The sequence below is a fragment of the Rhodovulum sp. FJ3 genome (assembly GCF_032918305.1).
Lineage (GTDB): Bacteria > Pseudomonadota > Alphaproteobacteria > Rhodobacterales > Rhodobacteraceae > SAT37.
Map to the genome: position 1 here is coordinate 78265 of NZ_JAWJUU010000005.1, position 24158 is coordinate 102422.

19 protein-coding genes and 1 tRNA gene are annotated in these 24158 nt (G+C 60.6%); 6 read left to right on the top strand and 14 right to left on the bottom strand.

What is annotated here, in order from left to right; genetic code table 11:
- Positions 1 to 11 precede the first annotated feature (11 nt).
- Both R1W00_RS14355 and R1W00_RS14360 read left to right on the top strand, forming a co-directional pair.
- Positions 12 to 3281 (top strand): hypothetical protein, encoded by a 3270-nt coding sequence (locus R1W00_RS14355; protein ID WP_317263452.1) that lies wholly within the window; start codon positions 12 to 14, stop codon positions 3279 to 3281.
- A 17-nt stretch (positions 3282 to 3298) separates the two neighbouring features.
- On the top strand, positions 3299 to 4600 hold the full coding sequence (locus R1W00_RS14360; protein ID WP_317263453.1) for a TolC family protein: 1302 nt from the start codon (positions 3299 to 3301) through the stop codon (positions 4598 to 4600).
- A 5-nt stretch (positions 4601 to 4605) separates the two neighbouring features.
- Here the strand turns inward: R1W00_RS14360 and R1W00_RS14365 are convergent, their stop codons facing one another.
- From R1W00_RS14365 to R1W00_RS14405, 9 genes are all read right to left on the bottom strand, one after another.
- Complete coding sequence (locus tag R1W00_RS14365; RefSeq protein WP_317263454.1) at positions 4606 to 5913, bottom strand: HlyD family type I secretion periplasmic adaptor subunit; 1308 nt, start codon at positions 5911 to 5913, stop codon at positions 4606 to 4608.
- The gene (locus R1W00_RS14370) at positions 5910 to 7670 is read right to left on the bottom strand and encodes a type I secretion system permease/ATPase (RefSeq protein WP_317263455.1); all 1761 of its coding nucleotides are present in this window, start codon (positions 7668 to 7670) and stop codon (positions 5910 to 5912) included. Before R1W00_RS14370 ends, R1W00_RS14365 begins: the two co-directional genes overlap by 4 nt.
- Positions 7667 to 8737 carry a TIGR03032 family protein gene (locus tag R1W00_RS14375; protein ID WP_317263456.1) on the bottom strand — a complete coding sequence of 357 codons (1071 nt, stop codon included), beginning with the start codon at positions 8735 to 8737 and terminating at the stop codon, positions 7667 to 7669. The genes R1W00_RS14370 and R1W00_RS14375 overlap by 4 nt, the downstream gene beginning before the upstream one ends.
- A 174-nt stretch (positions 8738 to 8911) precedes the next feature.
- The gene (locus R1W00_RS14380) at positions 8912 to 9784 is read right to left on the bottom strand and encodes an alpha/beta hydrolase (protein ID WP_317263457.1); all 873 of its coding nucleotides are present in this window, start codon (positions 9782 to 9784) and stop codon (positions 8912 to 8914) included.
- A gap of 85 nt (positions 9785 to 9869) precedes the next feature.
- Positions 9870 to 11150: an amylo-alpha-1,6-glucosidase gene (locus R1W00_RS14385; protein ID WP_317263458.1), complete on the bottom strand. Its 1281-nt coding sequence runs from the start codon at positions 11148 to 11150 to the stop codon at positions 9870 to 9872.
- 8 nt (positions 11151 to 11158) lie between these two features.
- On the bottom strand, positions 11159 to 12202 hold the full coding sequence (locus tag R1W00_RS14390; RefSeq protein WP_317263459.1) for an ABC transporter ATP-binding protein: 1044 nt from the start codon (positions 12200 to 12202) through the stop codon (positions 11159 to 11161).
- 23 nt (positions 12203 to 12225) lie between these two features.
- On the bottom strand, positions 12226 to 13059 hold the full coding sequence (locus R1W00_RS14395; RefSeq protein ID WP_317263460.1) for a carbohydrate ABC transporter permease: 834 nt from the start codon (positions 13057 to 13059) through the stop codon (positions 12226 to 12228).
- Complete coding sequence (locus tag R1W00_RS14400) at positions 13056 to 13901, bottom strand: sugar ABC transporter permease (RefSeq protein ID WP_317263461.1); 846 nt, start codon at positions 13899 to 13901, stop codon at positions 13056 to 13058. Before R1W00_RS14400 ends, R1W00_RS14395 begins: the two co-directional genes overlap by 4 nt.
- 86 nt (positions 13902 to 13987) lie before the next feature.
- Positions 13988 to 15256 carry an ABC transporter substrate-binding protein gene (locus R1W00_RS14405; RefSeq protein WP_317263462.1) on the bottom strand — a complete coding sequence of 423 codons (1269 nt, stop codon included), beginning with the start codon at positions 15254 to 15256 and terminating at the stop codon, positions 13988 to 13990.
- A gap of 274 nt (positions 15257 to 15530) precedes the next feature.
- On the opposite strand from R1W00_RS14405, the gene R1W00_RS14410 reads away from it, so the two are divergent.
- The 3 genes from R1W00_RS14410 to R1W00_RS14420 all read left to right on the top strand — a co-directional run bounded on the left by R1W00_RS14410 (position 15531) and on the right by R1W00_RS14420 (position 18816).
- Positions 15531 to 16541, top strand: coding sequence for a LacI family DNA-binding transcriptional regulator (locus tag R1W00_RS14410; protein ID WP_317263463.1), 1011 nt, complete (start codon positions 15531 to 15533; stop codon positions 16539 to 16541).
- Between the two features lie 274 nt (positions 16542 to 16815).
- A complete protein-coding gene (locus R1W00_RS14415; protein WP_317263464.1) occupies positions 16816 to 17226 on the top strand; it encodes a hypothetical protein in 411 nt (136 codons plus the stop codon).
- Positions 17227 to 17580: 354 nt separating this feature from the next.
- The gene (locus tag R1W00_RS14420) at positions 17581 to 18816 is read left to right on the top strand and encodes a hypothetical protein (protein ID WP_317263465.1); all 1236 of its coding nucleotides are present in this window, start codon (positions 17581 to 17583) and stop codon (positions 18814 to 18816) included.
- 273 nt (positions 18817 to 19089) lie between these two features.
- Here the strand turns inward: R1W00_RS14420 and R1W00_RS14425 are convergent.
- The 3 genes from R1W00_RS14425 to R1W00_RS14435 all read right to left on the bottom strand — a co-directional run bounded on the left by R1W00_RS14425 (position 19090) and on the right by R1W00_RS14435 (position 21491).
- A tRNA-Phe gene (locus R1W00_RS14425) sits at positions 19090 to 19164 on the bottom strand.
- A 102-nt stretch (positions 19165 to 19266) separates the two neighbouring features.
- A complete protein-coding gene (locus R1W00_RS14430; RefSeq protein ID WP_317263466.1) occupies positions 19267 to 20523 on the bottom strand; it encodes an NAD(P)/FAD-dependent oxidoreductase in 1257 nt (418 codons plus the stop codon).
- A gap of 68 nt (positions 20524 to 20591) precedes the next feature.
- Complete coding sequence (locus tag R1W00_RS14435) at positions 20592 to 21491, bottom strand: LysR family transcriptional regulator (protein ID WP_317263467.1); 900 nt, start codon at positions 21489 to 21491, stop codon at positions 20592 to 20594.
- Positions 21492 to 21602: 111 nt separating this feature from the next.
- Between R1W00_RS14435 and R1W00_RS14440 the strand changes: the two genes are divergently transcribed.
- On the top strand, positions 21603 to 23210 hold the full coding sequence (locus R1W00_RS14440; protein WP_317263468.1) for a choline dehydrogenase: 1608 nt from the start codon (positions 21603 to 21605) through the stop codon (positions 23208 to 23210).
- On the opposite strand, the gene R1W00_RS14445 is transcribed toward R1W00_RS14440, so the two are convergent.
- Positions 23211 to 23867, bottom strand: a complete 657-nt coding sequence (locus R1W00_RS14445) for a DUF1523 family protein (RefSeq protein WP_317263469.1) — start codon at positions 23865 to 23867, stop codon at positions 23211 to 23213. It lies immediately after the preceding gene.
- 15 nt (positions 23868 to 23882) lie between these two features.
- Positions 23883 to 24149, bottom strand: coding sequence for a hypothetical protein (locus R1W00_RS14450; protein ID WP_317263470.1), 267 nt, complete (start codon positions 24147 to 24149; stop codon positions 23883 to 23885).
- Between the last annotated feature and the right edge of the window lie 9 nt (positions 24150 to 24158).

Below are 24158 nucleotides of genomic sequence, written 5' to 3' on the forward strand. Positions count from 1 at the left end.
TAGGGAATATCATGTCGCAAAATCAGATTGTTGGGCCTGAGGCCGCCGGACAGACCGGCACGCGCGAAAATCACAAGACATCGCGCAAGTCACATGTCGCAACATCGGCTCTGGCCTCTGCTTTGGCCGCGTCGCTGGCAACACAGGCGCAGGCGCAGGACGCCCAGTCGACTGTGACCAGCACCAATCAACTTGCGAATGGCGACCTACAGCTGGTGCTGTCGGATGGCCGGACGGTTGTTGTGAACGCTGCCGACTATCAGATCGTCGATGGCCAGATCGTCCTCAGCCAATCGGTTGTCGCGGACCTCAATCTGGCGGGTGCGGAAACGGTTGCCGCTGAGGGGGGCGTTGGATCCCTGCCTGCGATTCTGGGCGGGGTTGTTGCCCTTGGCGCGGCCGGTGGTGGCGGTGGTAGTTCGGGCGATAACGGACTGTCCTTTTCCTCTGGCCCCGTGGCGAGCGTCGCCGAGAACCAGACGGCCGCGTATAACGCCGTTGCCACCGATATCGACGGCGAAACGGTCACCTACAGCCTGTCGGGTCGAGATGCTGCGCTCTTTGAAATCGACAGCTCGACCGGCGAGGTCACCTTTAGAGACGCGCCCGACTTCGAGGCCCCTGGCGACGCGAACGGGAACAATGCCTACGACATTGTGGTAAGAGCCGCGGCTGGTGGGCGAACAACCAACCAGAATGTCACGATCACCGTCACCAATGAAAATGACAACCTGCCGGTTTTCTCCTCGGGCACCACGGCCAGTGTGGCCGAGAACCAAACGGCGGCCTATACGGCAGTTGCCACAGACGCGGATGGCGACGCGGTCACCTACAGCTTGTCGGGCACCGATGCCGCGCTCTTTGAGATCGACAGTGCAACCGGTGTCGTCACCTTTATAGCTGCGCCCGATTTCGAAGCTCCCGGCGATTCTGGCGGGAACAATACCTATGACGTGGAAGTTGTCGCTAGTTCGGGTGGGGCATCCATCAGTCGGGCCGTTACGATCACTGTCACCAACGAGAACGATAACACGCCAACCTTTTCGTCCGACACAACGGCAAGCGTGATCGAAAACCAGACGGCAGCCTATACGGCAGTTGCCACGGACGCGGATGGCGACGCGGTTACCTATAGTCTGTCGGGCACCGATGCCGCGCTCTTTGAGATCGACAGCACCACCGGAGCAGTGACCTTCGTTTCCGCACCCGATTTCGAGGCCCCCAGCGATGCAGGTGGCGACAATGTCTATGATGTTGTGGTCACCGCCACGGCAGGCGGGCAAACAGTCGATCAGAACGTTGCGATCACTGTAACGAACATGATCAGTGAAACTGTCGACCTAAGCACACTGACACAAACGCAGGGGATTATCATCGAGGGCGCTGCCTTTTCGGACCGGCTGGGTTCTTCTGTTTCGTCTGCAGGGGATGTGAATGGCGACGGATTCGACGACTTTATCGTTGGCAGCCCGAATAGCGACAATGGCGGCGGTGTTGCTGGCGATGCCTATGTGTTCTATGGCAGCGCGACCGGTGCCAATATCGATATCAGCACGCTGACAAACGCCCAAGGTTTCAGAATCCAAGGCGATGAGGCGTTTGATCGGGCGGGCTATTCCGTGTCCTCTGCGGGGGATGTGAATGGCGACGGGTTTGATGATCTCATCGTTGGCGCCCCTTTTGCCAACGGCACTGAGGGCGAGGCCTACGTGATCTATGGCAGTGCGACGGGGGTGGACATCGATCTCAGCTCGCTGACAAGCGCGCAAGGCTTTGTTTTCATCGGCGATCGGAATGCTGATTTTGCAGGTATCTCAGTTTCCTCGGCGGGGGATGTGAATGGTGATGGCTTTGACGATCTCATCGTTGGCGCCAGAGCTGCCAACCTCGGTACGGGCGCGGCCTATGTGATCTTTGGCGGTGAGACGGGGACCAACATTGACCTCGGCACACTGACATCTGAACAGGGCTTTATTATCCAAGGAGATGAGGCGGGTGATCGGGCGGGCACGTCTGTGTCCTCGGCGGGGGATGTGAACGGCGACGGGTTCGACGATCTCATCATCGCCGCAGACCGTGGCGATGACGGGGGCACTGATGCTGGCGAGGCCTATGTGATCTACGGCAACGCAACCGGGGCCAATGTAGACCTAAGCTCGCTGACACCTGCGCAGGGCTTTATCATTCAGGGTGATATGGCGGGTGATTTGGCGGGTACGTCTGTGTCCTCGGCGGGGGATGTGAACGGCGACGGGTTCGACGATCTCATCGTTGGTGCATACGTAGGCGATGACGGAGGAACCAGCGCAGGCGAGGCCTATGTTATCTATGGCAGTGCGTCCGGGAGTAACATCGATCTGACCACGCTAACTCCTGAACAAGGATTTATCATTCAAGGTGATACGTTCAGTGATTTCGCTGGTGACGCCGTGTCCTCGGCGGGGGATGTGAACGGCGACGGGTTCGACGATCTCCTTATCGGCGCTCAAGGAGGCGATGACGGAGGAAACAATGCGGGCGAGGCCTATGTGGTCTATGGCAGCGCGGCGGGGACCAATGTCGACCTCAGCACGCTGACACAGGCACAAGGCTTTATCATCCAAGGTGATGTAGCGAACAGTCGAATTGCCGTTTCTGTGTCCTCGGCGGGGGATGTGAATGGCGACGGATTTGACGATCTCATAATCGGCGCCCCATTTGATGTTGATGATGGCGTTGTTACGGGCAGGGCCTTTGTGATCTACGGCGGCGCGACAGAGACCGAGAGCACGGAGGTCGTTTCGCAGACCGGCACGGCGGCGGCGGATAATTTTACCGGCAATGCGGGCGCGGACAGCTTTAGCAACATCGGGACCGATGATGTGGTGCGCGGCGGCGCGGGCGATGACGTGATCACGATCACCTCTCTTGATTTCGCCGACGTTGACGGGGGCCACGGCACGGACAGCCTGATCCTTGACGGCGCGGGGCTGAACCTCGACCTGACTGGGGCACGCACCGATGTGGAGAACTTTGAGCTGATCGACCTTACCGGCACGGGCGACAACAGTCTGACCCTCGACCGGCTGTCGTTGCTGGATCTGTCCGAGGATACCTCGGGCGGGATCACCACCTTTACCGTGCGCGGCGATGCGGGGGATGCGGTCATCCTCAACGATCTCAGCGACTGGACAAGCAGCGGCCAACGCGACGTTGATGGCGACACTTTTGACGTGTTCACCAATGGCGCGGCGGAACTGCTGGTCGATGACGCGGTTTCGGTCATCAGCATCGCTGTCTAGTTTTGACACCGAAGCAAATGCGCGGCGTCGGATCGATCCTTGTTCTTGGTCTGACGCTGACCGCCTGTGCCACCGCACCCCTTCCCGCCCCTGAAACCGGGGGCGGCACATTAGAGGTCCCGGCGCCGGTCACACCGGCCGCCGATCCGCTTGGCGCGCTTGCGGCCAAGGCTCCGGCGGCTGAGGCCGCGTTCCTGCGTGATCTGTCCCTGCTCTATGCCCAAGACCCGCGCCTGCGGGCGGGGCAGCTCAGGGGGCAGGCGATTGAGGCGCGCGCGCAATCCCTTGCCAATCCCTTCCGTCCGGATTTCAGCATCATCGGCAGCACCATCGGTGAGGGCAACCTGACCCTGCGCGCGACACAGCCCCTGATCGATTTCGGCAAACGCAACGCGGAAATCGCGCGACTGTCTGCGACGCGCGGATTGACCGAGCAAGAGACCGCCGCCGCGCGCTCTGCCCTGCTTGCGCAGGCCCTTGCCGCGATCGAAGAGGCCCGTCATGCGCGTGCGCGGATCGCACTGCACCGCCGTCAGATCGCCGAATACCGAGAGGCCGAGCGCGCAGCGCAAGATCTGGTCGATCTGAACCTAGCCTCGGCGACCGAGCTGCGTTTGGCCGCCGTCGAGGGGCAGCGCGCACAGGTCGATTTGACCAGTGCCGAGGCCGACCTGACCGACGCAGGGCTGAGCTGGTCCGCGCTGATGGGCGCGAAACCCGTACCAAGCGCGGTCGATGCCAGCGTGCTGCGCCGTGTGGCCGGTGTCGAGACGACGACCGCCGCCCAAGAGGCCGCCCTATTCCACGGGGCGAGCATTCGTCAGCTTCGCGCGACGCGTATTCTGCAACAGGCCGAGGTCCAAAGCGCGCGTTTGCGCCGCCGTCCGACGATCTCTGCGGATGCGGCTCTGGCGCTTGATGGCAGTTCGGACGCGACGGGCATCGGTCTGACCCTTGACGTGCCGCTCCACCGTCGGGACCTCGACGATGACTTGGCCGAGGCGCGCGCGCAACTGCCCGCCATCGACGCCGAAATCGACAGCGCCGGTCGCGATGCACAAACGGCCATCGCCCGCGCCGCCAGCCGTGCACAATCCCAACGCCGCCTTGCCGCCCAACAGGACAAAAGCGTGGCCCTGCTGCGCATGCGGATCGAAGATGTGGGGTTTCAGGTGCAGAACGGGCTGGCCCCCTATACCGACGTGATCGAGGCACGTGTGGACATGTTTGAGGCAGAGCTTGCCGCGCTAGAAAGCCGCGCCGCCGCCCGGACAGCCGAGGCCGAGATCCTACTGCTCAGCGGTGTTTTGGTGCCGTAGACGCCTCAGGACCGCATCCCGAGGCGCATCATTTCCGCAATCGGCTCGATGAAATAGGACAGCGGCGTGCGCGGCGTGCCTTTGTCAAAGAACACCTCCAACGGGATGCCCGCCGTGATCTCGTACTGCTCCAGCTCGTCCCAGGCCTCGGGCAAAATCGACACCGTGGCGAGGTAATAATAGCTGCCCGTTTGCGGGTCTTGGGTCGCATCCGCCGCGATGCGTTCCAGAACGCCGCCCACTTGGGGCGGGTTGATCGGGTCCAGCGTTCCAAAGCGCAGATTGACCGCCCGCCCGATCCGCAGATCGTCGCGATCACCGGGCAAAAAGCGCACCTCGACATCCTTGGTGCTGTCCGAGGGCACAATGTCAAACAGCCGCTCGCCCGGCCCGACCACACCGCCCTCCGCCGCAAAGGCCAGATCGATCACCTCGCCATCGACGGGCGCAACCACACTGCTGCGCAAACGGCGATCTTCTAGCGCGGTGACCTCCTCGGTCACGACGGCCAATTGGCGCGTTGCCTCTTCAAGCGCCTCGGACTGATCTGCGCGGGCGCGCAGGTCGATCTGGCGCAATTCCAGTTCCGCCTCGATCACGGCTTGGGCGTTCACGCGCTCATCCTCGTCGATCTCGGCCAGCGCGGTTTCCGCCACGGCCAGCAGACGTTCCAGTTCGTTCACGCGGCTGACATTACCCAATTGCCGGTCCAGCGCCTGATTTTGCACCGATTGCTCTTCGTTCAGGGCGGTGATCTCGCGCCGCTTGCCCGCGCGGCGCACGTCCAGCACGGCCCGCTGGGCATCCAGCCGCGCGATTTTGGCACGGATCAGCGCGCGTTCGCCCTCAAGCGCGGCGGTTTCATCCTGAAACAGGCGCGTGTTCAGGGCCTCAATCTCTGCGCGGGTCTCGGCATCGGCGTTCTGGCGCAGGCGTTGGAAATCCAAGCTGTCCGCGTCGGTGATCTGGGCCGTCAGCCGGTCGATCAGCGCCAAGAGGCCCAACATCTCGGCCCGCGCTTGGGACAGGCGCGCCGCCGATGTGGCGTCGGTGATCACCATCGCAACGGACCCTGCGGACACCGTATCGCCCTCGGTAATGGTTATCTCTTGGATGATCCCGCCTTCAAGATGTTGCACGGGATAGCGGCGCGTCTCGGCGATCAGAACCCCGCCCGCGGTGATCCCTTGGGCCAGCTGCGCGGTGGACGACCAATAGACAAATCCCGCCATGCCGATGCCCACCAAGGCCATGCAAAAGACGACGAACGGATCGCGCAGATATCGGGTCTCGGACGGGCGGGAGACGGTCATGCGGCGGTCCCTCTGTTCGGGGTGGGCGCCGCGGCAATCGCTTCGGCGGCTTGGCGCTGACGTTCGGCGAGATAGGCGAACACGTCCTGTGTCGGGCCCAGCTTGGCCACCCCCGACGCGATATAAAGGAGCCGCGGCGCAGTCGCCAAAAGGTCGCGATCATGGGACACAAAGACCGTGATCAGCCCCGCTTGGGCGCGGGCGGCAATGGCGCGCGCGACGGTGGCCTTGCCCTCGGCGTCCAGATTGGCGGTGGGTTCATCCAGCAGGGCCAGCGCGGGATCGCCGTAAAAGGCCCGCGCCAAGCCAAGCAACTGAGTCTGGCCCGCAGACAGACGTTCGGCCCGCCATTGGGTGCCCATGCCCTCGGGCAACGCCTCGACAAAGCCAAGCGCGCCGACCAGCGACAGGGCCGTTTGCACCCGCGCGCGCGTCTCTGCCCCGTCGGGCGCAAAGCGCGAGATGTTTTCAAGGATCGTCCCCGGCAACAACTGAATGTCCTGCGGCAGATAGCCAAATGAGGTTTGCCGCGCGCTTTCGGCGAACAAATCCACAGGGGTGTCGCCCAACAGAACACTGCCTGTGCGCGGACGGTGCAGACCCGCCATTGTGCGCAGCAACGTGGTTTTACCCGCCCCCACGGGGCCAAGCACGCCAAGGGTCTCCCCCGCCGCGATCCGGAGCGAGGCGTCCTGCAACATCGCATTGCGTTGTCCCGGAAACACCAGAGTGACCTTGTCGAGGCGAAGAGACGGACTCTCGCCGATCATCGTCGCAGGCCGCACTGGCAAGGCGTTCACCGCATCGACAATCCGCATCAGATTGGCGGCGGCTGCACGGGCCCGCACAAAGCGTTGCCAGACGCTGATCGATTGATCAATCGGCGCAAGGGCGCGGGTCATGATGATGGACGATGCAATGATCGCTCCCGCCAGAAACCCCTCGGACGTCAGGACCAGCCACGCGCCAATCCCCAGCACAGCAATCTGAACCACCATGCGCGCGGCACGGGCAAGACCGCCAATTGCGCCCACGATGGATTGGCTGCGCAGGCTCAGCGCATCGGCCTCATCCCGGTCCGCATCCCAGCGTTGATAGAGATTGGGCGCGATCCCCATGCCCGCGACCGCATCGAATTGTCCCATCAGGCGTTCGATCCGCGCCTGCGCCCGTCCCTCGGCCTTGTTGATCTGCGCGTTTGAATCGCGTGCGATGACCTCGGCCAGAATGGCAAGCGACAGGATAAAGACCGCCGCGCCCAGTCCGATCCACCCCAGAAACGGATGCAGCAGAAACAGCGCCAACAGAAACACCGGCGCCAGCAACGCGTCGAAAAACGTGTTGATCGCCCCAGAGGCGACAAAGCCCGACAAGGTACGCAGATCGAGAACCGCCTGACTGCGGGCCGTGGTTTCCGAGCGCTCACCGTTTTCGGTGGTTTGCAGTGCATCGGCCAGAACGCTTGCAGGTCCCGAGACGACCGCCTGATACACATCGGATTTCAGATAGGCCGAAATCCGTTTGGCCATCATGGCAAGGATGCGCGAGCGCGCCGTTTCGGCGATCCCCAAAACCAACAGCAACCCCGCCGCAATCAACGAAACCGCCTGTAGCGTCTCAAGCGATCCGGTCTGCAAAATACGGTTGTAGATCGTCATCATATAGAGCGGCACAACGAATTGAAGCGCCGCCACAACCGCCGAAAACAGCGCAAGCAGGCCCATCCCCCGCCCACATTTACCAAGCAGACGGATCATCGGCGCGCTAACCTGTCGGCAACGTCCGGCGCGATTTCGGGACGGATTGAATAGGCGATCTCGTCATTGCGGAACCCAAGCGCCATCGGGCGGATGATCTGGGGCAGGACGGCCACGTCATAGAGTTCCTCCACGATCCCCTCGATAACCAACTGATGTTCCAACGCGCCAGTCTCAAGGTTCACAACGGCAAGCCCGCATTTGGGCCGTGCCCCCTCTCGCGCCAGACGGTCATCCAGAGGCAGGCCGGTGAACGTCCGGTTCTCGCGCGGGCGGGACATGCCGATGACCGCGTAATTGCCCATAAAGGAAATCCCGCGCGCAAAACCGGGGATAAAGCAGATCGGTTCGAACCGACCGGTCGCAAGATCGACCCGCCCGAATTCCCCCGTACCACTTTGCACCAGCCAGAGCGCGCCCCTATGCAAACGCGGGGAATGGGGCATCGACAGACCCGCACAGGCGGTTTCCCCCGTGGCCACATCGATCAGCATCCCACCGCCCACACGGTGATCGCGCCACCCGTCCGACACGTTCGAGCGGCCCACACAGGTGACAAAACGCAGCTGATCATCCTCAACCGCCATGCCGTTCAGGTGGCACCGGTCTTCGGCGACGACACGGTCGATGAACGGCGGCATCCACACCACCTCGAAACTGCCCCGCTGGGCAAGCGTCGCAATCGCGTTGAAACGGGTCACCACGAACAAGGGCGGCTTGTCAGCACGCAGATGCACGTCATGCACATCCACGTCGCCGGTCGTATGCCCCGCCACCGGCACAAAACGCGCATCATAGCCATCTCTCTGGGTCCCGGGTTCAAGATAGTCCTCAAAGCGCCACATCTGCGTGCGCGTCGCCATCCACAGCGACCGATCACGCGCGCCAAGCCCCATACAGCGGTCGAAACTGCGCTCAAACACCGACAGTTTGCCGTCGGGCTGGAGGCCGACAAACAGCACCTTGCCCGCCTGATATGTCGTAAAGGCGAGGCTGGCGCGCGCATCGGCAAGCCAACGCGCAAACAAGCGCGACCCCGAGATCATGATCTGTGGCTGGGCGCTCATTTCAAATCCCTCTTCTAACCTTGCAAAAGAGGTATCCTACGCCCCACGGGAGCACCAATCACAGCGCCGTTAAGATGTTGTGAAATGGACCAAAAATGCACCTTTACGAGCATCAAGGCCCCGCTTGACACCCGTTTGTGCCGTTGATGCGATGACCCCGCCCAGACCGGCCAATCAAGACGCAGAACCGGTCTGGCCTAGGTGGTGGCGCAAGACCTCTAGAACCTCGGCGGGCCGCTCTTCGACAAGGAAATGGCCCGCATCAATCGCGTGCCCTGAAGCGTTTGGAAACCATGCCTGCCATGTCGCGACAGGATCAAGGTGATGGTCCACAACGCCCTTGCTGCCCCACAGGACGAGGCACGGGATGGGGTTGGTGCGCCCCATATCCTTCCGGTCATGGTCCAGATCGATCGATGCTGCGGCCGAATAATCACCGCACCATGCCGCAACCACAGACGGGTTGCTGGCCGCCCGTTCATAGGCCGCCATCGCATCGGGGTGGAACAGGTCAACCGCGCCCGACAACCCGATCAGGGCCGAGTGCAAAAACAGGATCGGATCACCACAGATCAGGCGGTGCGGCATGTCGCCAAGCTGGGCCAGAAACATCCAGTGGTAATAGCGTTTTGCCAACCAGTCATCCATCGTCCGCCACACGTCCAACGTCGGCAAGATGTCGATCAGAGCAACCGACCGCACCGCATGGGGATGGTCCAGCGTCATTCGGTGGGTCGTACGCGCGCCCCTGTCATGCGCGACGACGTCAAAACGTGAATGCCCCAGCGCGTGCATCAGTTCGACCTGATCGCGCGCCATCGCGCGGAAACTGAAATCCGTGTCATGCGCGATTGAATCGCCATAGCCGCGCAGGTCCGGCACAATCACCCGATGGGTTTTCGCAAGCTCATCAGCGATGCCGTGCCACATGACATGGGTCTGCGGATAGCCATGCAACAGCAAAAGCGGCTCACCCGCCCCGCCAACGCGCGCATGGATGGTCGCCCCCGTCAGCGGGATATCGATTTCTTCAAATCCACTGAACATCGCATCCTCCACTTAATGCCCCCAAGGGGCATTAGTGTCGATTTGTATGACGCGATCAATCAGTCACCGCCCCATGCGCGACGGTTCAGGTGACCAAATCGCGCGTACTAAAGATTTCGATGATCATGGCCGCCGTCCACGTGAAATGCGCCCCCCCGCAGGGTTCGGCGGTGATCGGGTCGTGATATTCGGCAAAGCCACTTTTGACGATCAGACGGGCACAATCCTGCATGATCCGTTCGGCCGTTGCGCCCTCACCCGCACGGATCAGGCCATCCGCAATCATATAGTTCACGATCAACCACACAGGCCCGCGCCAATAGCGCAGCCCCTCAAATTCGGGAGTGGTTGGGGCGTGGCTTGGGACCAGATAGGTGCAGGATTGAGCAAGCGTTTCGATCCGCGCGCTCAGGGCTTGAACGCGGTTCACGGGCAGCGGCGCAAAGGCCGCCAGAATGCCGCCAATCGACAGGCTGGGGATCAAGCTGCCAAGGCGACGGTCAAGGCACAGGTACTGGCCTGCCGCCTCGCTCCAGAGCGTGTCCATCGCCGCCAATGCCTTATCCGCAAGCGCACGTGACTGGGTGGCGATATCGGGCAGCTTTAGGGTCTCGGCCAGATCGGCAAGGTCGGCGCAAGACCGGATCAGGATCGCGTTGAACCCCGGATCGACCACCTGAAACGGCGACGCATCGTGCAGTTTGCTGTTATCCCAATCAAGGCTGCGGAACTTTTGCACCAGCCAGATATAGCGCTTGTACTGATCATCTGTGGGACGGTGCGCGGGGTTGGCGTGGGTGGTGTCGCGGCGGGTAAAGGTGCCAACGCCGTCGGTCGGCACCCGCGCGAACGCGTCGTCCCAATCCGCCGAATTGTCACGGCCGGATTCCCACGGGTGCAACAGCGCGACAAGCCCCGTCCCCTGTGGGTCGCGACATCGATAGAACCATTGATGCCACGCGTGGATTTTCGGGACCAAGGCCCGCGCCATCCGCTCGGCCAGATCACGGTCCGTGGCGCGCGAAAAGATGCGGTTCACCGCAAAGCCCGCGACGGGCGGCTGGGTAATGCCCGATGTCGGCGTGGGCCGGTTCGTCCCCCACACATCCGGGCCCGGGAAATAGCCGTCATCGGGTTCGTGAAAGATGATATGCGGGACCATGCCGTCGTCCCACTGATGCGCCATCAGGGTGTCGATTTCGGTCCATGCGCGTGCCTCATCGAAATGGGAAAACCCCAGCGCACTCAGGGCCGAGTCCCAGTTCCATTGAAACGGATACAGGCCATGGGTCGGCACCGTATAGGTGCCACGATCGTTGTCACGCAGCACGGTGCGCGCGTGGTTCAGCATATCGGATTTCTGCATCACATGCCTCAGGCGACAGCGCGGGTCGATACGGGATCGAACCAGCGGATACGGTCGGGTTGCGGCGTCAGGGTCAGGGTGTCACCCCGCTTGACCGCCAGATCACTGTCCAGAACCGCGCGGAACAGGGTGCCGTCCACCTCACAGGTCACAAGCAGATGCGCGCCAAGGGGTTCCACGATCTTGACCTTGGCCTGCATGCCCGTTTCCGACAGGCGCAGATCTTCGGGCCGGATCGCAAAGTTCAGGGTCTCGGCCCCCGATTGCGGCCCGTCCAACGCCAATCCGGCGACCTGCCATTGCCCCGCACCGGCGGGCGTGGCGGTCAGGAAATTCATCGGCGGGTTACCAATGAAACCGGCCACGAATTCGGCGGCGGGATTGCGATAGACCTCAATCGGCGATGCCGCCTGAACAATTTTGCCCTGATGCATCACACTGATCCGGTCGGCCATCGACATGGCCTCGACCTGATCATGGGTGACGTAGATGGCGGTCGTGTTGCTTTCGGCCAAGACGCCCTTGAGTTCGGCGCGCATTTCCATGCGCAACAGCGCGTCGAGGTTTGACAGAGGTTCATCCATCAGGATCACGTCGGGCTCCATGGCCAAGGCGCGGGCGACCGCGACGCGTTGGCGTTGCCCGCCCGAAAGCTCTCCCGAATAGCGTTTCAGCAACGCATCGATATGCATCAACTCGGCCACGCGTGTGACGCGGCGGGTCACTTCGTCATTGGGCAGCTTTTGCATCCGCAGGCCAAAGCCGATGTTTTCAAACACGGTCAGGTGGGGAAAGACGGCATAGTTCTGAAACACCATCGCGATGCCACGATCCTTGGGCGGCAGGTGGTCGATGCGTTTCCCGCCGATCCAAACCTCGCCTTCACTGGCGGTCTCAAGGCCCGCAATGATCCGCAGCAGGGTCGATTTCCCGCACCCCGATGCGCCAAGCAAAACCATGAATTCCTGATCTTCGATGGTCAGGTTGATGTCTGACAGCGCTTGGTAATTTCCAAACCGTTTGGCGACGTTCTTGATTTCGATAACAGCCATTGTTTGTCCTTTCACGCCACCGCCTAGCGGTTGGCGATGCCCCACATGGCAAAGAGATATTTGCGCACCGCAAAGATGAAGATCAGAGCAGGCACGACCAGAATAAAGCCGCCCGCAAATTTCAGATGCAGGGGCGATGTATCCAGATTTTGCAAAAGGAACGCGGTCAGGGTGCGGTTTTCGATGGTCAGCACCGCCGCCGCGAACACCTCGTTCCACGAGATCACAAAGGCAAAGATCGCGCTGGCCGTGATGCCCGGCAGGATCAGGGGCAGCACCACCTTGGTAAAGGCCGTCAGGCGGGTACAGCCAAGGGTCCACGCCGCCTCTTCCAGCTCCATCGGGATGCCGGAGAACAGGGAAAAGGTGATCAGAACGGCAAAGGGCACCGCCAATGTCGTGTGCACCAAGGCAAGACCGAACACCGTGTCATCCAGACCCGTGCGAATGAACATCACCGCCAACGGGAGCGCCAGCAACGGCAAGGGAAAGGCCCGCGTCAGCAGGATCAACAGGCGAAACACCTCTTTGCCGCGAAAGTCGAACCGCGACAGGGCATAGCCCGCAGGCGCACCAATCAGGATCGACATGATCATGGTCATCCCCGCCACAAGGATCGAGTTCTTGAGCGCGCTCAACATCCCCGCAAAGCCCGCGAAAAACGCCAAGGATCCCGTATCGAACTCGGGCACAAAGGGCTTGGGGAAACTGTTCACCGTATCCGGTGAGGACAGCGTGTTGATGAACAGAAAGTAGAGCGGCACCAACACCCATGCGCAGAGCAGAACCACCGCCGCGACATAGACTGTACGGCCCGCCCGACGGGTGTCAGGGGCTTGGGTCGTGACGGCGGTCATATCGTGGCTCCTTTCGGGACACGCAGCAGGCGCAGAATGATCAGGGTAAAGCCGATCGAAATGGCCAGAATGATCAACGCCATCGCCGCCGCCGCGCCGCCGTTCAAAAGGTCAAATTGATAGGCATAGGTTTCGCCCATCAGCACGGGGAACAACGTCCCGCCAAGGGCCGCGACCACCGCGAATACCTCAAACGCCAGAATGACGCGCAATACCAAGGCGGTCTGCAACGACGGACGCAGCAGAGGCAGGGTAATACGCGTGAACCGTTTCCACGGTGAGGCGCCAAACACCTCGGCCGCCTCGTAATATTCTTTGGGGATCAGGCCGATCCCCGCGACCAAGATCACCAGCATGATCGCCGTCGCCCGCCAGATTTCAGCCAGCGCAATTGCAAGGAAGACAACGCCCGGATGCTGATAGCTGAGGAAGTTCACAGGCCGATCAATCAAGCCAAGCCCGTGCATCATAGAATTCAGAAAACCCGACTGTTCAAAAATCGCCAGCCAGATAATCCCCGCCGCCAGATCGGAAATCCCAAGCGGGATCGTCCAGACATAAAGGACCAGATCCCGACCCCGTTTCATCTTGTTGACCATGGTCGCCATCAACAGCGCCAGTGCCAGTTGGACCGGCACCACCGCCGCCGCCAACAGCAGCGTGTTCTTCATCGAAATCGGGAATTTCCAATAGCTGACCACGTCACGAAAATTGTCCATCGTGAACCCTGCGCCCGTCGAAAACGCCTGTTTGGCGACCAAAACGAACGGGTACAGGAAAAACAAACACAGGAACAACGTGACCGGCGCGATCAACACATATGGCAAGAACCGAGCGTTCATGGCGAACACTCCTTTGACCTAGCGGGACAGAAGAAAAATCCGGGCCACGTCATGCGCCGCCCGGACCAATACGTATCAGATGCGTCTTATTCGACGGGGCAAGCACCCTCGGACGGGGCATCAGGGGCCCAGCACGGTGCGCCGGTTTCCTGCATGATCGCGGCAAGGCGACCTTTTTGGTCCTCAAGCACCTGTTCAATCGGCTGATTGGCCAGAACGATCCGCTCAAACGTGTCGACGAAGACGCGGTTGAAATCGCCGCCCTTGTCACCCAGACCCGCAGGCAGCAGACCGGGGTTCGCATCCGCCGATCCCGACATCTTGGCGACCGCGTCACCGGCGGCCTTGACCGACGGGGGCAGATCATCCGGCAGTGCTACGTCCACCACGGGGAAGAAGTTCGTCGCACGCAGGGTCGCGATCTGCGTTTCGGGCTTCAGCATATAGGCCACCAGTTCCTTGGCCGCATCCATATCCGGCGAGGTCTTGGGAATGGCGACACCGGCCAGAACCGGCATGAACCCGCGACCGGTCGGACCTGCAGGTGCGGGGAAGGCAACAAAGTCATCGGGGCGTTCGTTAAACGCCTGTGCCAGACGCGAGGTGTGGTCGAACACGATCCAAGCATCCCCCGACAGCAACTGTTCCTGCATGAACGAGAAGTTGGTCGAGGACGGGTTGGTGTGGGTCCACAGTTCCTTGAACTTGGTCCATGCGGTCACCGCCTCGGGAGAGGCAAAGGTGCGCACCACCCCGTCGGTGTAGGACGGGTACAGGTATCCTTGGAAGAACCGGTGTTTCAGACCCTTGGGACCAGCGGGAAAGCCGAACTTGGGCTCACCGGCGGCCTCATGGGCATTGGCGGCCCATGCGATCAGTTGATCATAGGTCAGGGCGTTGATGTCCGCGCCCTCGGGCAGATACTGAAGTGCCTCTTTGTTGGCCGCCATGATATAGCTGGCCTGCATCCACGGGATGTACTGCAGGCTATCGGTGCCCAGTTTCGCCAGACCGTTGAACGTGTCCGACGCCGAGGCGACGCCCAGATCAGACAGATCGACTAGATCGGCAGGGTCCATCGCCGAAAAATCACCATGCAGCGCGCCAAGCACCCCGATCGAGCCCGATCCGGCCTGCAATTCCGCCTGCAAACGGGTCAACCACGGACCGCCATCGTTGGGCTGATAATCCACCCCGCCGCCAAAGCCCGACAGGACCTGCTCACGCATGGCTTGGGCTTCTTCGACAGGTTTGGCCTGTGTCGACCAGAAAAGGGTCTCGGCCTGCGCGGCAACAGCGGCACAAGACAAGGCGACAGCAGAGGCCGCGCCCAGAAATTTGGAAAAGTAATTCATGTGTCCTCCCAGACTATGCACTCGGGGCGGCTTGGGCCGTCACCCGGTTTTCGCCTCTGCGGGCGATTTCCGAACACATGCGCCAACAGGCCACGCGGCCGCAGACGAATCTGTTCAATATACGAAAGTTTGGTATATCGTTATATCGAACGTCAATCGAAAATAACTGCTTATTTTTCGGGTGTTTATGGGTAATATAGGCAACGCCGTTGCCCTGCCTGGCGATCTTTGGCTGGCAACTGCGATAACGTTATAGCTATGCCCAGAGGTCATTTTGTCCCGCAAACCCACCTTGGAAACCGTCGCACGCGAGGCCGGAGTTTCTGTCCCCACCGTCAGTCAGGTGATGCGGGGCACGGGCCGGATTTCCGAGAGCACGCGGGAAAAGGTTCTGCGCGCGGCCCAGCGGTTACACTACGTGCCGGATTCACGGGCGGCGGCGATGCGTTCGGGCGAGAACCGCGAGATCGGGTTCGTGATCAACCGCCTGCAAAACCCGTTCAATGCCGAGGTGGTCGCGGGGGTTGTCGACCTACTTGAAGCCGAGGGATATCTGGTGTCGATCGTTGACACCCGCGATGACCCCGAACGCCAAAGCCGCCAGTTGAACACCTTTATCCGCCATGGGCGCGGGGGGCTGATCTGGGTGCCCGCCCATGACACGCCGTCCGAGACATTCGATCTGTTGAGGGCCCAGCGTATTCCCGTGGTGACCTTCCTGCGCCATGTGCGCCGTGACGTGGATCACGTGGGAATCCGCAATGCCGAGGCGACAGGCAACGCGACCGCCTATCTGGCCGACATCGGGCACCGCAAAATCGCGTATCTCGGGGGCAATGACCGATCCAACGTGCGCATGGAACGGATCGCGGGCTATCGCGCCAAGATGGCGGAACGGGGCCTGGCGCATGATCTGGTTTGGGATTGCGAGGACAACAAACGCGCCGCAATGGAGGCCACGATGTCCCTACGCAACGCACACCCCGACATCACCGCCCTTGTATGCAACGGGGATACGGTCGCTTTGGGGGCCTGTCTGGCCCTGAACCGTTTGGGCCTGACACCGGGACGGGATGTGTCGATCATCGGCTTTGACGATATTGAGGACGCGGCGGTCTCAACCCCGCCCCTGACCACGATGGCGGTCTATCCGCAAAAACTGGGACGCAAGCTTGCCCGCGTACTGCTGGACCGGATTGCAGAACCAGATATGCCCGCCACGGTGTCCGAAGTATCTGCGGATCTGGTCATCCGCGACACCACTGCGGCGCGCATTTGCGACTGATCCCATGACAGGGTGCATCGAGCATGCCCGCCATCTCTGCACCAGTTTGCAATATATAAGAAACAAAGCTTCAAACTTCCCGTTCAGCGTAGAAAAGTGTGTAAGGTCAGATTGTCGGCAAGCTCGAAAGTTATTTTGAGACCTTAAAGTTTGCCTGAATGTCGCGTGCAGAAACTCGGGCGCATTGTTGCCAGCCCTTGGCTACTGCCTGAAAACTAATTTGAGCTGATTTTTTCCGAGATGTCGGCGCGGGGGTATTTCCCTGGGATGAAGCGTGCAGATCCCAGCGAATTCGCCCCGTTCAACCAGCTTTCGGACTTCTCTGACGAGAAATATTTCCACCTGCTGCCCGCTGAAGGCTCCTGCGGGCGATGCCTTTTGGGAAACCTACGATCGGATCATTGTTGTGAACGTCCTGCTCGACGGCCTGTCACGCCGCGCCATCCAAGGTGGTTGGACCGTGCTGCACAATGTCGAATTTGTCCTCGCAAAGGGGCTGAACGTCTGGCTGGTCCTGGGTGATGAGACACTGAGTGCCCCTATGGCGTTTCAACCGACGGCTTTGCTAAACGGCGTGCCGCTTACACAGGCAAAAGATAGATCGTCGCTGCATTGGGTTTTGCCGCAGGGGATTTTGTTCTGGGCACCAACGGACATAGGCCTTTCGCTTTCGATCCTGCAATAGAGATACGCCATTGCGGGGCACTTATGTCCGCCGCCGGGATCCGAGTCGCGTGGAAGCGGTGGTTCGCCCTTTGCGGATAGACCTGCAAATTAATCGCGCAACTCAAATCCATCCCGATTCAAAACCCAAACAGCGCCGCCTGCTTCATAACAACTCTTAAAACAGGCCGGGCCCTGGCATTTACGTCACCCAAGCACAGCCAATCATACAAAAATTGCGTAATTGATCGGAAAATTGATGCTCAAATTGCATTCGCGCAAAACTGTTACTTGCCCTCCATGAGTTACCCATGTGTAACATGGCCAAGTCACGCACTTTGAAATAAAGGCGTATTGCGCGTAGTAAGGAGTGAAAATGAAAACCAGCGTTATTTTTAAATCCGCGTCATTGAAAAAAACGCTCTTTCTTGCCGCGCTTCTTGCGACCACGTCTCCATATTCCGCCACAGCCCAAGTCATTTTTGCCGGCGTAGAATACAGCTCTATGTGTGATGCGTTTTCAGCGACCCTTTCCTCGGTAGATCAGGACTGGATCACACCAGAACGGCGCCAAGAACTGGAAAATACACTAGAAGAAATCACGGCAAAAATGGTCGACGGCCTTGCCCAAAAAGGGGTCGAAAAATCGTTTGGCTCACTACTTGGTGGATCAGCCTACGAGGTCATCGTCGACGAAAAGATAGAGCTCCTTGCAAAACGCGCAATCCAACACGCGCGATCACAACCCATTGATTGCGAACAAGTATCTCATCTGGTCGCTCAGGTCGGATTTTCGATTCCTGGCATCAATTCGATCCTGCCTTCAGACAATGAACCCGCAGAACTACTTGGACAAGATACGACGTTCCTTCAGAAAATCCAAGGTCAGTTAACACTTAATCCGACACCAGATAACCTTCGCGCGGCTTCAGACATTTTGCCGTCCAATGAAAACTGGAAGCTGGAGGAAGGTATTCGCAACCTGTGGCACTTGGCACAGCAACCAGTGCCAAGTGCCACGGGTGATGTCGAAGGCTCTTGTCTCACGAACGAGAGCGACCTTTTCAAATATTTTCTGCATAAGTCAGAGGGCAGCACTGCCTATGCCAACACTTCGGTGATTGGCGTTATTAACGCAAGTACCACCGAATATTTGGGACAAAACAATTCGAGCGGACTCTATCAGTATCGCGTTAGAGATATAGAACTGTGCGAAGCGCTTGAAAAACAAACAAACAGGGCTCAGAGCGACTTAGATAGAATGGTTCAACTGCGAGTTTCCGAAGCGATTGATTATGCTTGCATGGGTGCCGGTGGCGAAATGTCAGAGGCCTCAACCTATGTCAAAGACCTTGATGGCGACGGCGCTCAAGATTTGATACTGGATCACGGCGGCGTGAAGTGCACAAATGGCAGAAATATCAGTTGCGGGGCACAAGTGTGCACCACAGAGTTTTTTCTGCAACGCGACGGAACCCTTGCGAAAGAAGTCGAAATTCTGGGCACTATTACTGACCTAAGCAACGATCCAATCCCCCTCATCAGCATTTGGGGCCATGGAGGAAATCAAGGGGAAATTCGGTGGAACGGACGGGCCTTTCAACCCTTCTGATCACCCCCGGCCATCGGGTCATGCTCCGGATATCGTCTTTGACGGATCCCCCAAGGCCCCTCTACCGATGCACTCAAAAGGGGCTCAAGGAAAGAACATCGTGCTATGACGATGGCACAGTTCAGGATGGTAAATGTAAATACTTTGGGCATGTCCCGGACGGGGTAAGCTCTCACACATGATCGATATGTTCAAAACCTTCCGGTACGCCCCACTGGACCGAAACATTCAACTCGCGATCAACACGCCTGCAGCTTTTCCAATCAGCTAAAATGGTGCCCGGGGGCGGAATCGAACCACCGACACGAGGATTTTCAATCCACTGCTCTACCCCTGAGCTACCCGGGCACGGGAGAATGATGTCTCATTCGGGTGGGCGCGTTCTAGGCGAGGTGGCGGGCGGTGTCCAGAGCTTTTTTGCATCTTTTTGACATTCGCCTCACGCCCCCCTCAGAACCGGTTGGCGCGGAAGGGGTTCAGGTCGAATTGCGGCCCCGATTGATCGATCAACGCGGCCACCAAATCCCCCGTTCCCGACGACTGTGTGAGACCCAAGTGCCCGTGACCAAAGGTATAAATCACATCAGGCGCATGGCGCGCGCGGCCGATGACGGGCAGGCTATCGGGCAAGGACGGCCGATAGCCCATCCATTGCGTACCACCCGTTTTTTCCAACCCGGGCAGGAACGCGGCGGCCTTGTTCAGAAGCGTTTGCGCCCGCGCGTAGTTCGGTGGACAGTCCAAACCGCCAAGTTCAACCGCGCCGCCCACACGCAGGCCGTCGCCAATGCGCGATACGACAAAGCCGTGCTCGGAAAAGGTGAGATGCGTTTTGATGTCGACGCTGGCCGTGGGGAAGGTCGTGTTATAGCCGCGCTCGGTCTCGAGCGGGATGCGGTCGCCCAGATCGCGGGCCAATTTATGCGACCACGCGCCCGCCGCGACCACGACATTGGGGGCGCGGATCGCGCCGCGTTCGGTCAGGACTGTGGCCCCTGCCCCGTCACGGCGCAGGCCGGTCACCGTGACCTGCTCAAACGCAGCTCCGCGTTCCAGCACCTTGGCAGCGAGGTGGCGCGCCCAGAGGGCCGGATCGGTGACGTTCATCCATGTGGGCGTGAAAATCGCGTGGGTAAAGCGCGGGCTGAGCCCCGGTTGGATCTCGGAGATGGCCTCGGGGCCGTCCAGAACGTCGAACGGAATCCCCAGTTCCTCCCGCCGCGTGCGGGCGCGTTCCGTGGCGGCAAAGGCGCGTGCACTCTCGAACAATTGCAACTGCCCTTCACGGCGGATGAAGGCCTCGCCCCCGACATCCGCGACCACACGGTCCAGCGCCCTGCGCGAATGGGTCATCAGGGCGGCCTGCGCGGTGACCGAGGCGTCATAGCGGTCACGCCAGCTTGCCCGCCAGAACCGCAACATCCACGGCGCGATCTTGGGTGCATAGGCGGGCGGGATCGACAGCGGCCCGAGCGGGTCCAACAACCACTTCGGCGCCTTCAACATGATGCCGGGCGTCGCCAGCGGTTCGACCTCGGGGAACGCAAAGGCACCGGCATTGCCACTGGACGTTTCAACCGCGATGCCGCTGCGGTCCAGCATCAGAACACGTTTGCCCCGCGCCTGTAACGCCAGCGCGCAGTTGATGCCGATGATACCGGCACCGATGATCACAACGTCGGGGTTGGGCATGGACGGGAACGACATGGGCGGACACCTTGGCGCAAATCACCGGCGCAGTCTGTCACGTTTGGCGCAGGGTGCAAGGGCCCCGATCAGCCGCGATAGGCCATCACATCCGACATCGCCTGCACCCGCGTGTGGATGAAATCGGCAACGCGGCGGATACGTTCAAGATCGCGGTAATCCTCGGGATAGAGCAGCCAATAGGTCCGCGTGAACCGGATGTCATCGGGCAGAACCGGCACCAAATCGTCATCGGCCATAAAGCACGGTAGAACCCCCAGCCCGACATTGGCGGCGACCGCATCAACCTGTGCCTTGACCGTTGCGGCCTTATACACGATCCGCAAACCGGGCATCAGGATGCGGTTGAAGTCCAGCTCGGGCGTATAGAGCAGATCGTCGATATAGCCCACGAACGGCAGGGTCTTCAGATCCTCAAGCGCGGTTGGCTGCGTCCCACCATGCCGGTCCCAGAACCCCGCGCCCGCATAGAGTCGCAGGTCGTAATCCGTCAGCTTGCGCATGATCAGACGCCCGCGTTCGGGGCGATCAAGGCTGATCGCGATGTCGACGTCGCGCCGCCAAAGCTTGTGCGTGATCGGCACGGGGACCAGTTCGACCTCAAGATCGGGTTCGTTCTGCAGCAGTTCGGGCAAGAGGCGGGACAGGATCGCGTTGCCAAACCCGTCAGGCGCACCGACACGTACGCGCCCCGCCGCACGCCCGCTCATCGCGGACAGGCGGTCGGTGATGGTGGAGGCCGCGCGCTCCATCCCGCGGGCTTGGTTCAGGATCACCTGCCCCGCCTCGGACAGGGTCAGACCGTTTTCCCCATGATCGAACAGGGAAATCCCAAGGCGCGCCTCAAGGTCGCGCAGACGCCGCGCCACGGTGGTGTGCGACACGCCCAAACGTCGCCCAGCCGCGCTTAGCCGACCGGTTTGGGCAATCGCCAGAAACACCCGCATATCGTCCCAGTTGAAATCCATCGCCCCACCCGCGCACATCCATTGAACGTTTATAGACATAATATGTGCAAAACCGTTAGTTCAAATCGCCCCCCGATTTCTATTTTGATCACGTCAAAGCGGGAGGGTGTGATGAAAGATTTCGGCGCGTTTGATTATGTGATTGTCGGGGCAGGTTCGGCCGGTTGTGTTCTGGCCAACCGGTTGTCCGAGGACCCGAAGACCAAGGTCCTGCTGCTTGAGGCGGGCGGGCGCGACAATTACCACTGGATCCACATCCCCGTCGGGTATCTCTATTGCATCGGCAACCCGCGCACCGACTGGGGGTTCAAAACCGCGCCTTGTGACGGGTTGAACGGTCGATCCCTGCTCTATCCCCGTGGCCGTGTTCTGGGTGGGTGCTCGTCGATCAACGGGATGCTTTATCTGCGCGGTCAGGCGGCGGACTACGACGGCTGGCGGCAGATGGGCAATGACGGCTGGTCGTGGGACGATGTCCTGCCCTATTTCATGAAATCCGAGGATTACTACGGCGGCGCGGACGACGAACACGGCACCGGCGGCGAATGGCGGATCGAGGAACAGCGCCTGCGCTGGGACATCCTTGACGCGTGGCGCGATGCGGCGGTTCAGGCGGGCATCCCCGAAACCGCCGATTTCAACCGTGGCGACAACTATGGCGTCAGCTATTTCAAGGTGAACCAGCGTAAAGGCTGGCGCTGGTCCACGGCCAAGGGGTTCCTGCGCCCCGCCAAGAACCGCCCGAACCTGCATGTTGTGACACACGCACAGGCCGAGGAAATCCTGTTTGACGGCATGCGCGCCAGCGGGGTCAAATTCCGCCACAAGGGCGCACCGGCCACCGTCGCCGCGAATGGCGAGGTCATCCTGTCGTCGGGCGCGATCGGCTCGCCCCAACTGCTTCAACTGTCGGGGATCGGTCCGGCGGATGTTCTGGGCCAACACGGGATCACTGTGCGCCACGGCGCCCCGGATGTGGGTGGCAACCTGCAAGACCATTTGCAAATCCGCTGTGCCTATAAGGTGCAGAATGCCCTGACCCTGAACACCATGTCCGCGACCCTGTTCGGCAAGGCCAAGATCGGTCTGGAATACGCCCTGCGCCGGTCGGGCCCGATGTCGATGGCCCCTAGCCAACTGGGCGCCTTCGCCTATTCCTCACCCGATGTGGCGACGCCCGATCTGGAATACCACGTACAGCCCGTCACGCTTGAGGCCTTTGGACAGGCCCCGCATGACTTCCCCGCGATCACGGCAAGTGTCTGCAACCTGCGCCCCGAAAGCCGCGGCCATGTGCGCATCACCTCGACCGATCCGACCGCGCAGCCGGAAATTCAACCCAATTACCTGTCGACCGAGGGCGACCGCATCGTCGCCGCCCGCGCGATCAAACTGACCCGCGATATCATGGCCCAACCCGCGCTGGCCCAATATACGCCCGAGGAATTCAAACCGGGCCCCGCGTTTCAAACCGACGCCGAACTGGCCACAGGCGCGGGCGACATCGCCTCGACCATCTTTCACCCCGTCGGAACGGCGCGGATGGGCACGGACGCGAACGCGGTGGTGGACCCACGCCTGCGCGTGAACGGGGTACAGAGCCTGCGCGTGGTCGATGCGTCGATCATGCCGCGCATCACCTCGGGCAACACAAATTCGCCAACCATCATGATCGCCGAAAAAGCCGCCGATATGATCAAGGCCGACGCGCGGACCTGATCATTTTTTGCGGAATAGCCCCAGCACACGCGACCACAGACCGCGGGCGCGGGCCTTGGCCTGATCGGCCTTTTGATCGACCGCGTCCATCGCGTCCTCGGCGTCGTCCCAGAGGGGGTCGATGGTGCGCTCACGGAACTGGACCCACGCGCGCCAGACAAAGATCAGGGCAATCGCCAGTACGGACAGGATCACCACATTGCCCCACGGGAACAGGCGCACATCGGGACCGGCAACGGGTTTCACACCAACCGCATTGGGAAAGATCGACAGGAATTCGTTGCGCCACCCGTAATGGCGCACAGCCACCCACTTCGGCGCCTCGGATGTCGAGACCAGATCGCGCGCCTCGGCCTGCAGGTTCGAGCTATCCAGCTTGAAATACGGCGGCCAGCCCCAACCGGTGTCCTCATTGCGGTAAACAATCGGTTTGCCATCGGGGTCGATGGTTTCGATGAACCGCACGTCGCGGTTGACGGTCGTGCCATCCGCGCCCGTGTCCGAATTCGCCCAAAAGATCGAGTTCGCCCCGAAATCCACGCGCCGCACCTCGGTGTTGACGATGCGCACGATATCGCGCTGGGGCAACGTATAGTGGAAAAACCCCAAGATCAGCAGCAGCACGCTGATCACCAAACCCCATTTCACATAGCGCATTCGCCAAACATCCCGTCAAAAGTTCATCACAAAAATCAACGCCGCAACCACCCCGACCGGAATGGCCGCCACCATCCACATCATCCGCCACAGGATGGATCGCTTCGCGCTGCGCCGTTGTTGTTCGATATAGTCCTCGCGCGCCTCGGATGCGAGGGTGCCGTTGGCAATCCGCTCATCCGCGATGTCCTCCCACCGCTCGGTCTGGGTGGACGCCCAGAACAGGCGCACCGCGAAATACAAGGCCGCCGAGATCAAAATCAGGATCAGAACAAAGCGCATATCGCCCCC

Excerpts from the sequence above, each read along its gene's own strand:
- R1W00_RS14360 (WP_317263453.1), top strand. The coding sequence starts at position 3,299 with ATGCGCGGCGTCGGATCGATCCTTGTTCTTGGTCTGACGCTGACCGCC.
- R1W00_RS14440 (WP_317263468.1), top strand. The coding sequence starts at position 21,603 with ATGAAAGATTTCGGCGCGTTTGATTATGTGATTGTCGGGGCAGGTTCG.
- R1W00_RS14385 (WP_317263458.1), bottom strand. The coding sequence starts at position 11,150 with ATGCAGAAATCCGATATGCTGAACCACGCGCGCACCGTGCTGCGTGAC.
- R1W00_RS14370 (WP_317263455.1), bottom strand. The coding sequence starts at position 7,670 with ATGATCCGTCTGCTTGGTAAATGTGGGCGGGGGATGGGCCTGCTTGCG.
- R1W00_RS14365 (WP_317263454.1), bottom strand. The coding sequence starts at position 5,913 with ATGACCGTCTCCCGCCCGTCCGAGACCCGATATCTGCGCGATCCGTTC.
- R1W00_RS14405 (WP_317263462.1), bottom strand. The coding sequence starts at position 15,256 with ATGAATTACTTTTCCAAATTTCTGGGCGCGGCCTCTGCTGTCGCCTTG.
- R1W00_RS14380 (WP_317263457.1), bottom strand. The coding sequence starts at position 9,784 with ATGTTCAGTGGATTTGAAGAAATCGATATCCCGCTGACGGGGGCGACC.
- R1W00_RS14400 (WP_317263461.1), bottom strand. The coding sequence starts at position 13,901 with ATGAACGCTCGGTTCTTGCCATATGTGTTGATCGCGCCGGTCACGTTG.
- R1W00_RS14395 (WP_317263460.1), bottom strand. The coding sequence starts at position 13,059 with ATGACCGCCGTCACGACCCAAGCCCCTGACACCCGTCGGGCGGGCCGT.
- R1W00_RS14450 (WP_317263470.1), bottom strand. The coding sequence starts at position 24,149 with ATGCGCTTTGTTCTGATCCTGATTTTGATCTCGGCGGCCTTGTATTTC.
- R1W00_RS14420 (WP_317263465.1), top strand. The coding sequence starts at position 17,581 with ATGAAAACCAGCGTTATTTTTAAATCCGCGTCATTGAAAAAAACGCTC.
- R1W00_RS14430 (WP_317263466.1), bottom strand. The coding sequence starts at position 20,523 with ATGTCGTTCCCGTCCATGCCCAACCCCGACGTTGTGATCATCGGTGCC.
- R1W00_RS14390 (WP_317263459.1), bottom strand. The coding sequence starts at position 12,202 with ATGGCTGTTATCGAAATCAAGAACGTCGCCAAACGGTTTGGAAATTAC.
- R1W00_RS14375 (WP_317263456.1), bottom strand. The coding sequence starts at position 8,737 with ATGAGCGCCCAGCCACAGATCATGATCTCGGGGTCGCGCTTGTTTGCG.
- R1W00_RS14435 (WP_317263467.1), bottom strand. The coding sequence starts at position 21,491 with ATGGATTTCAACTGGGACGATATGCGGGTGTTTCTGGCGATTGCCCAA.
- R1W00_RS14445 (WP_317263469.1), bottom strand. The coding sequence starts at position 23,867 with ATGCGCTATGTGAAATGGGGTTTGGTGATCAGCGTGCTGCTGCTGATC.
- R1W00_RS14355 (WP_317263452.1), top strand. The coding sequence starts at position 12 with ATGTCGCAAAATCAGATTGTTGGGCCTGAGGCCGCCGGACAGACCGGC.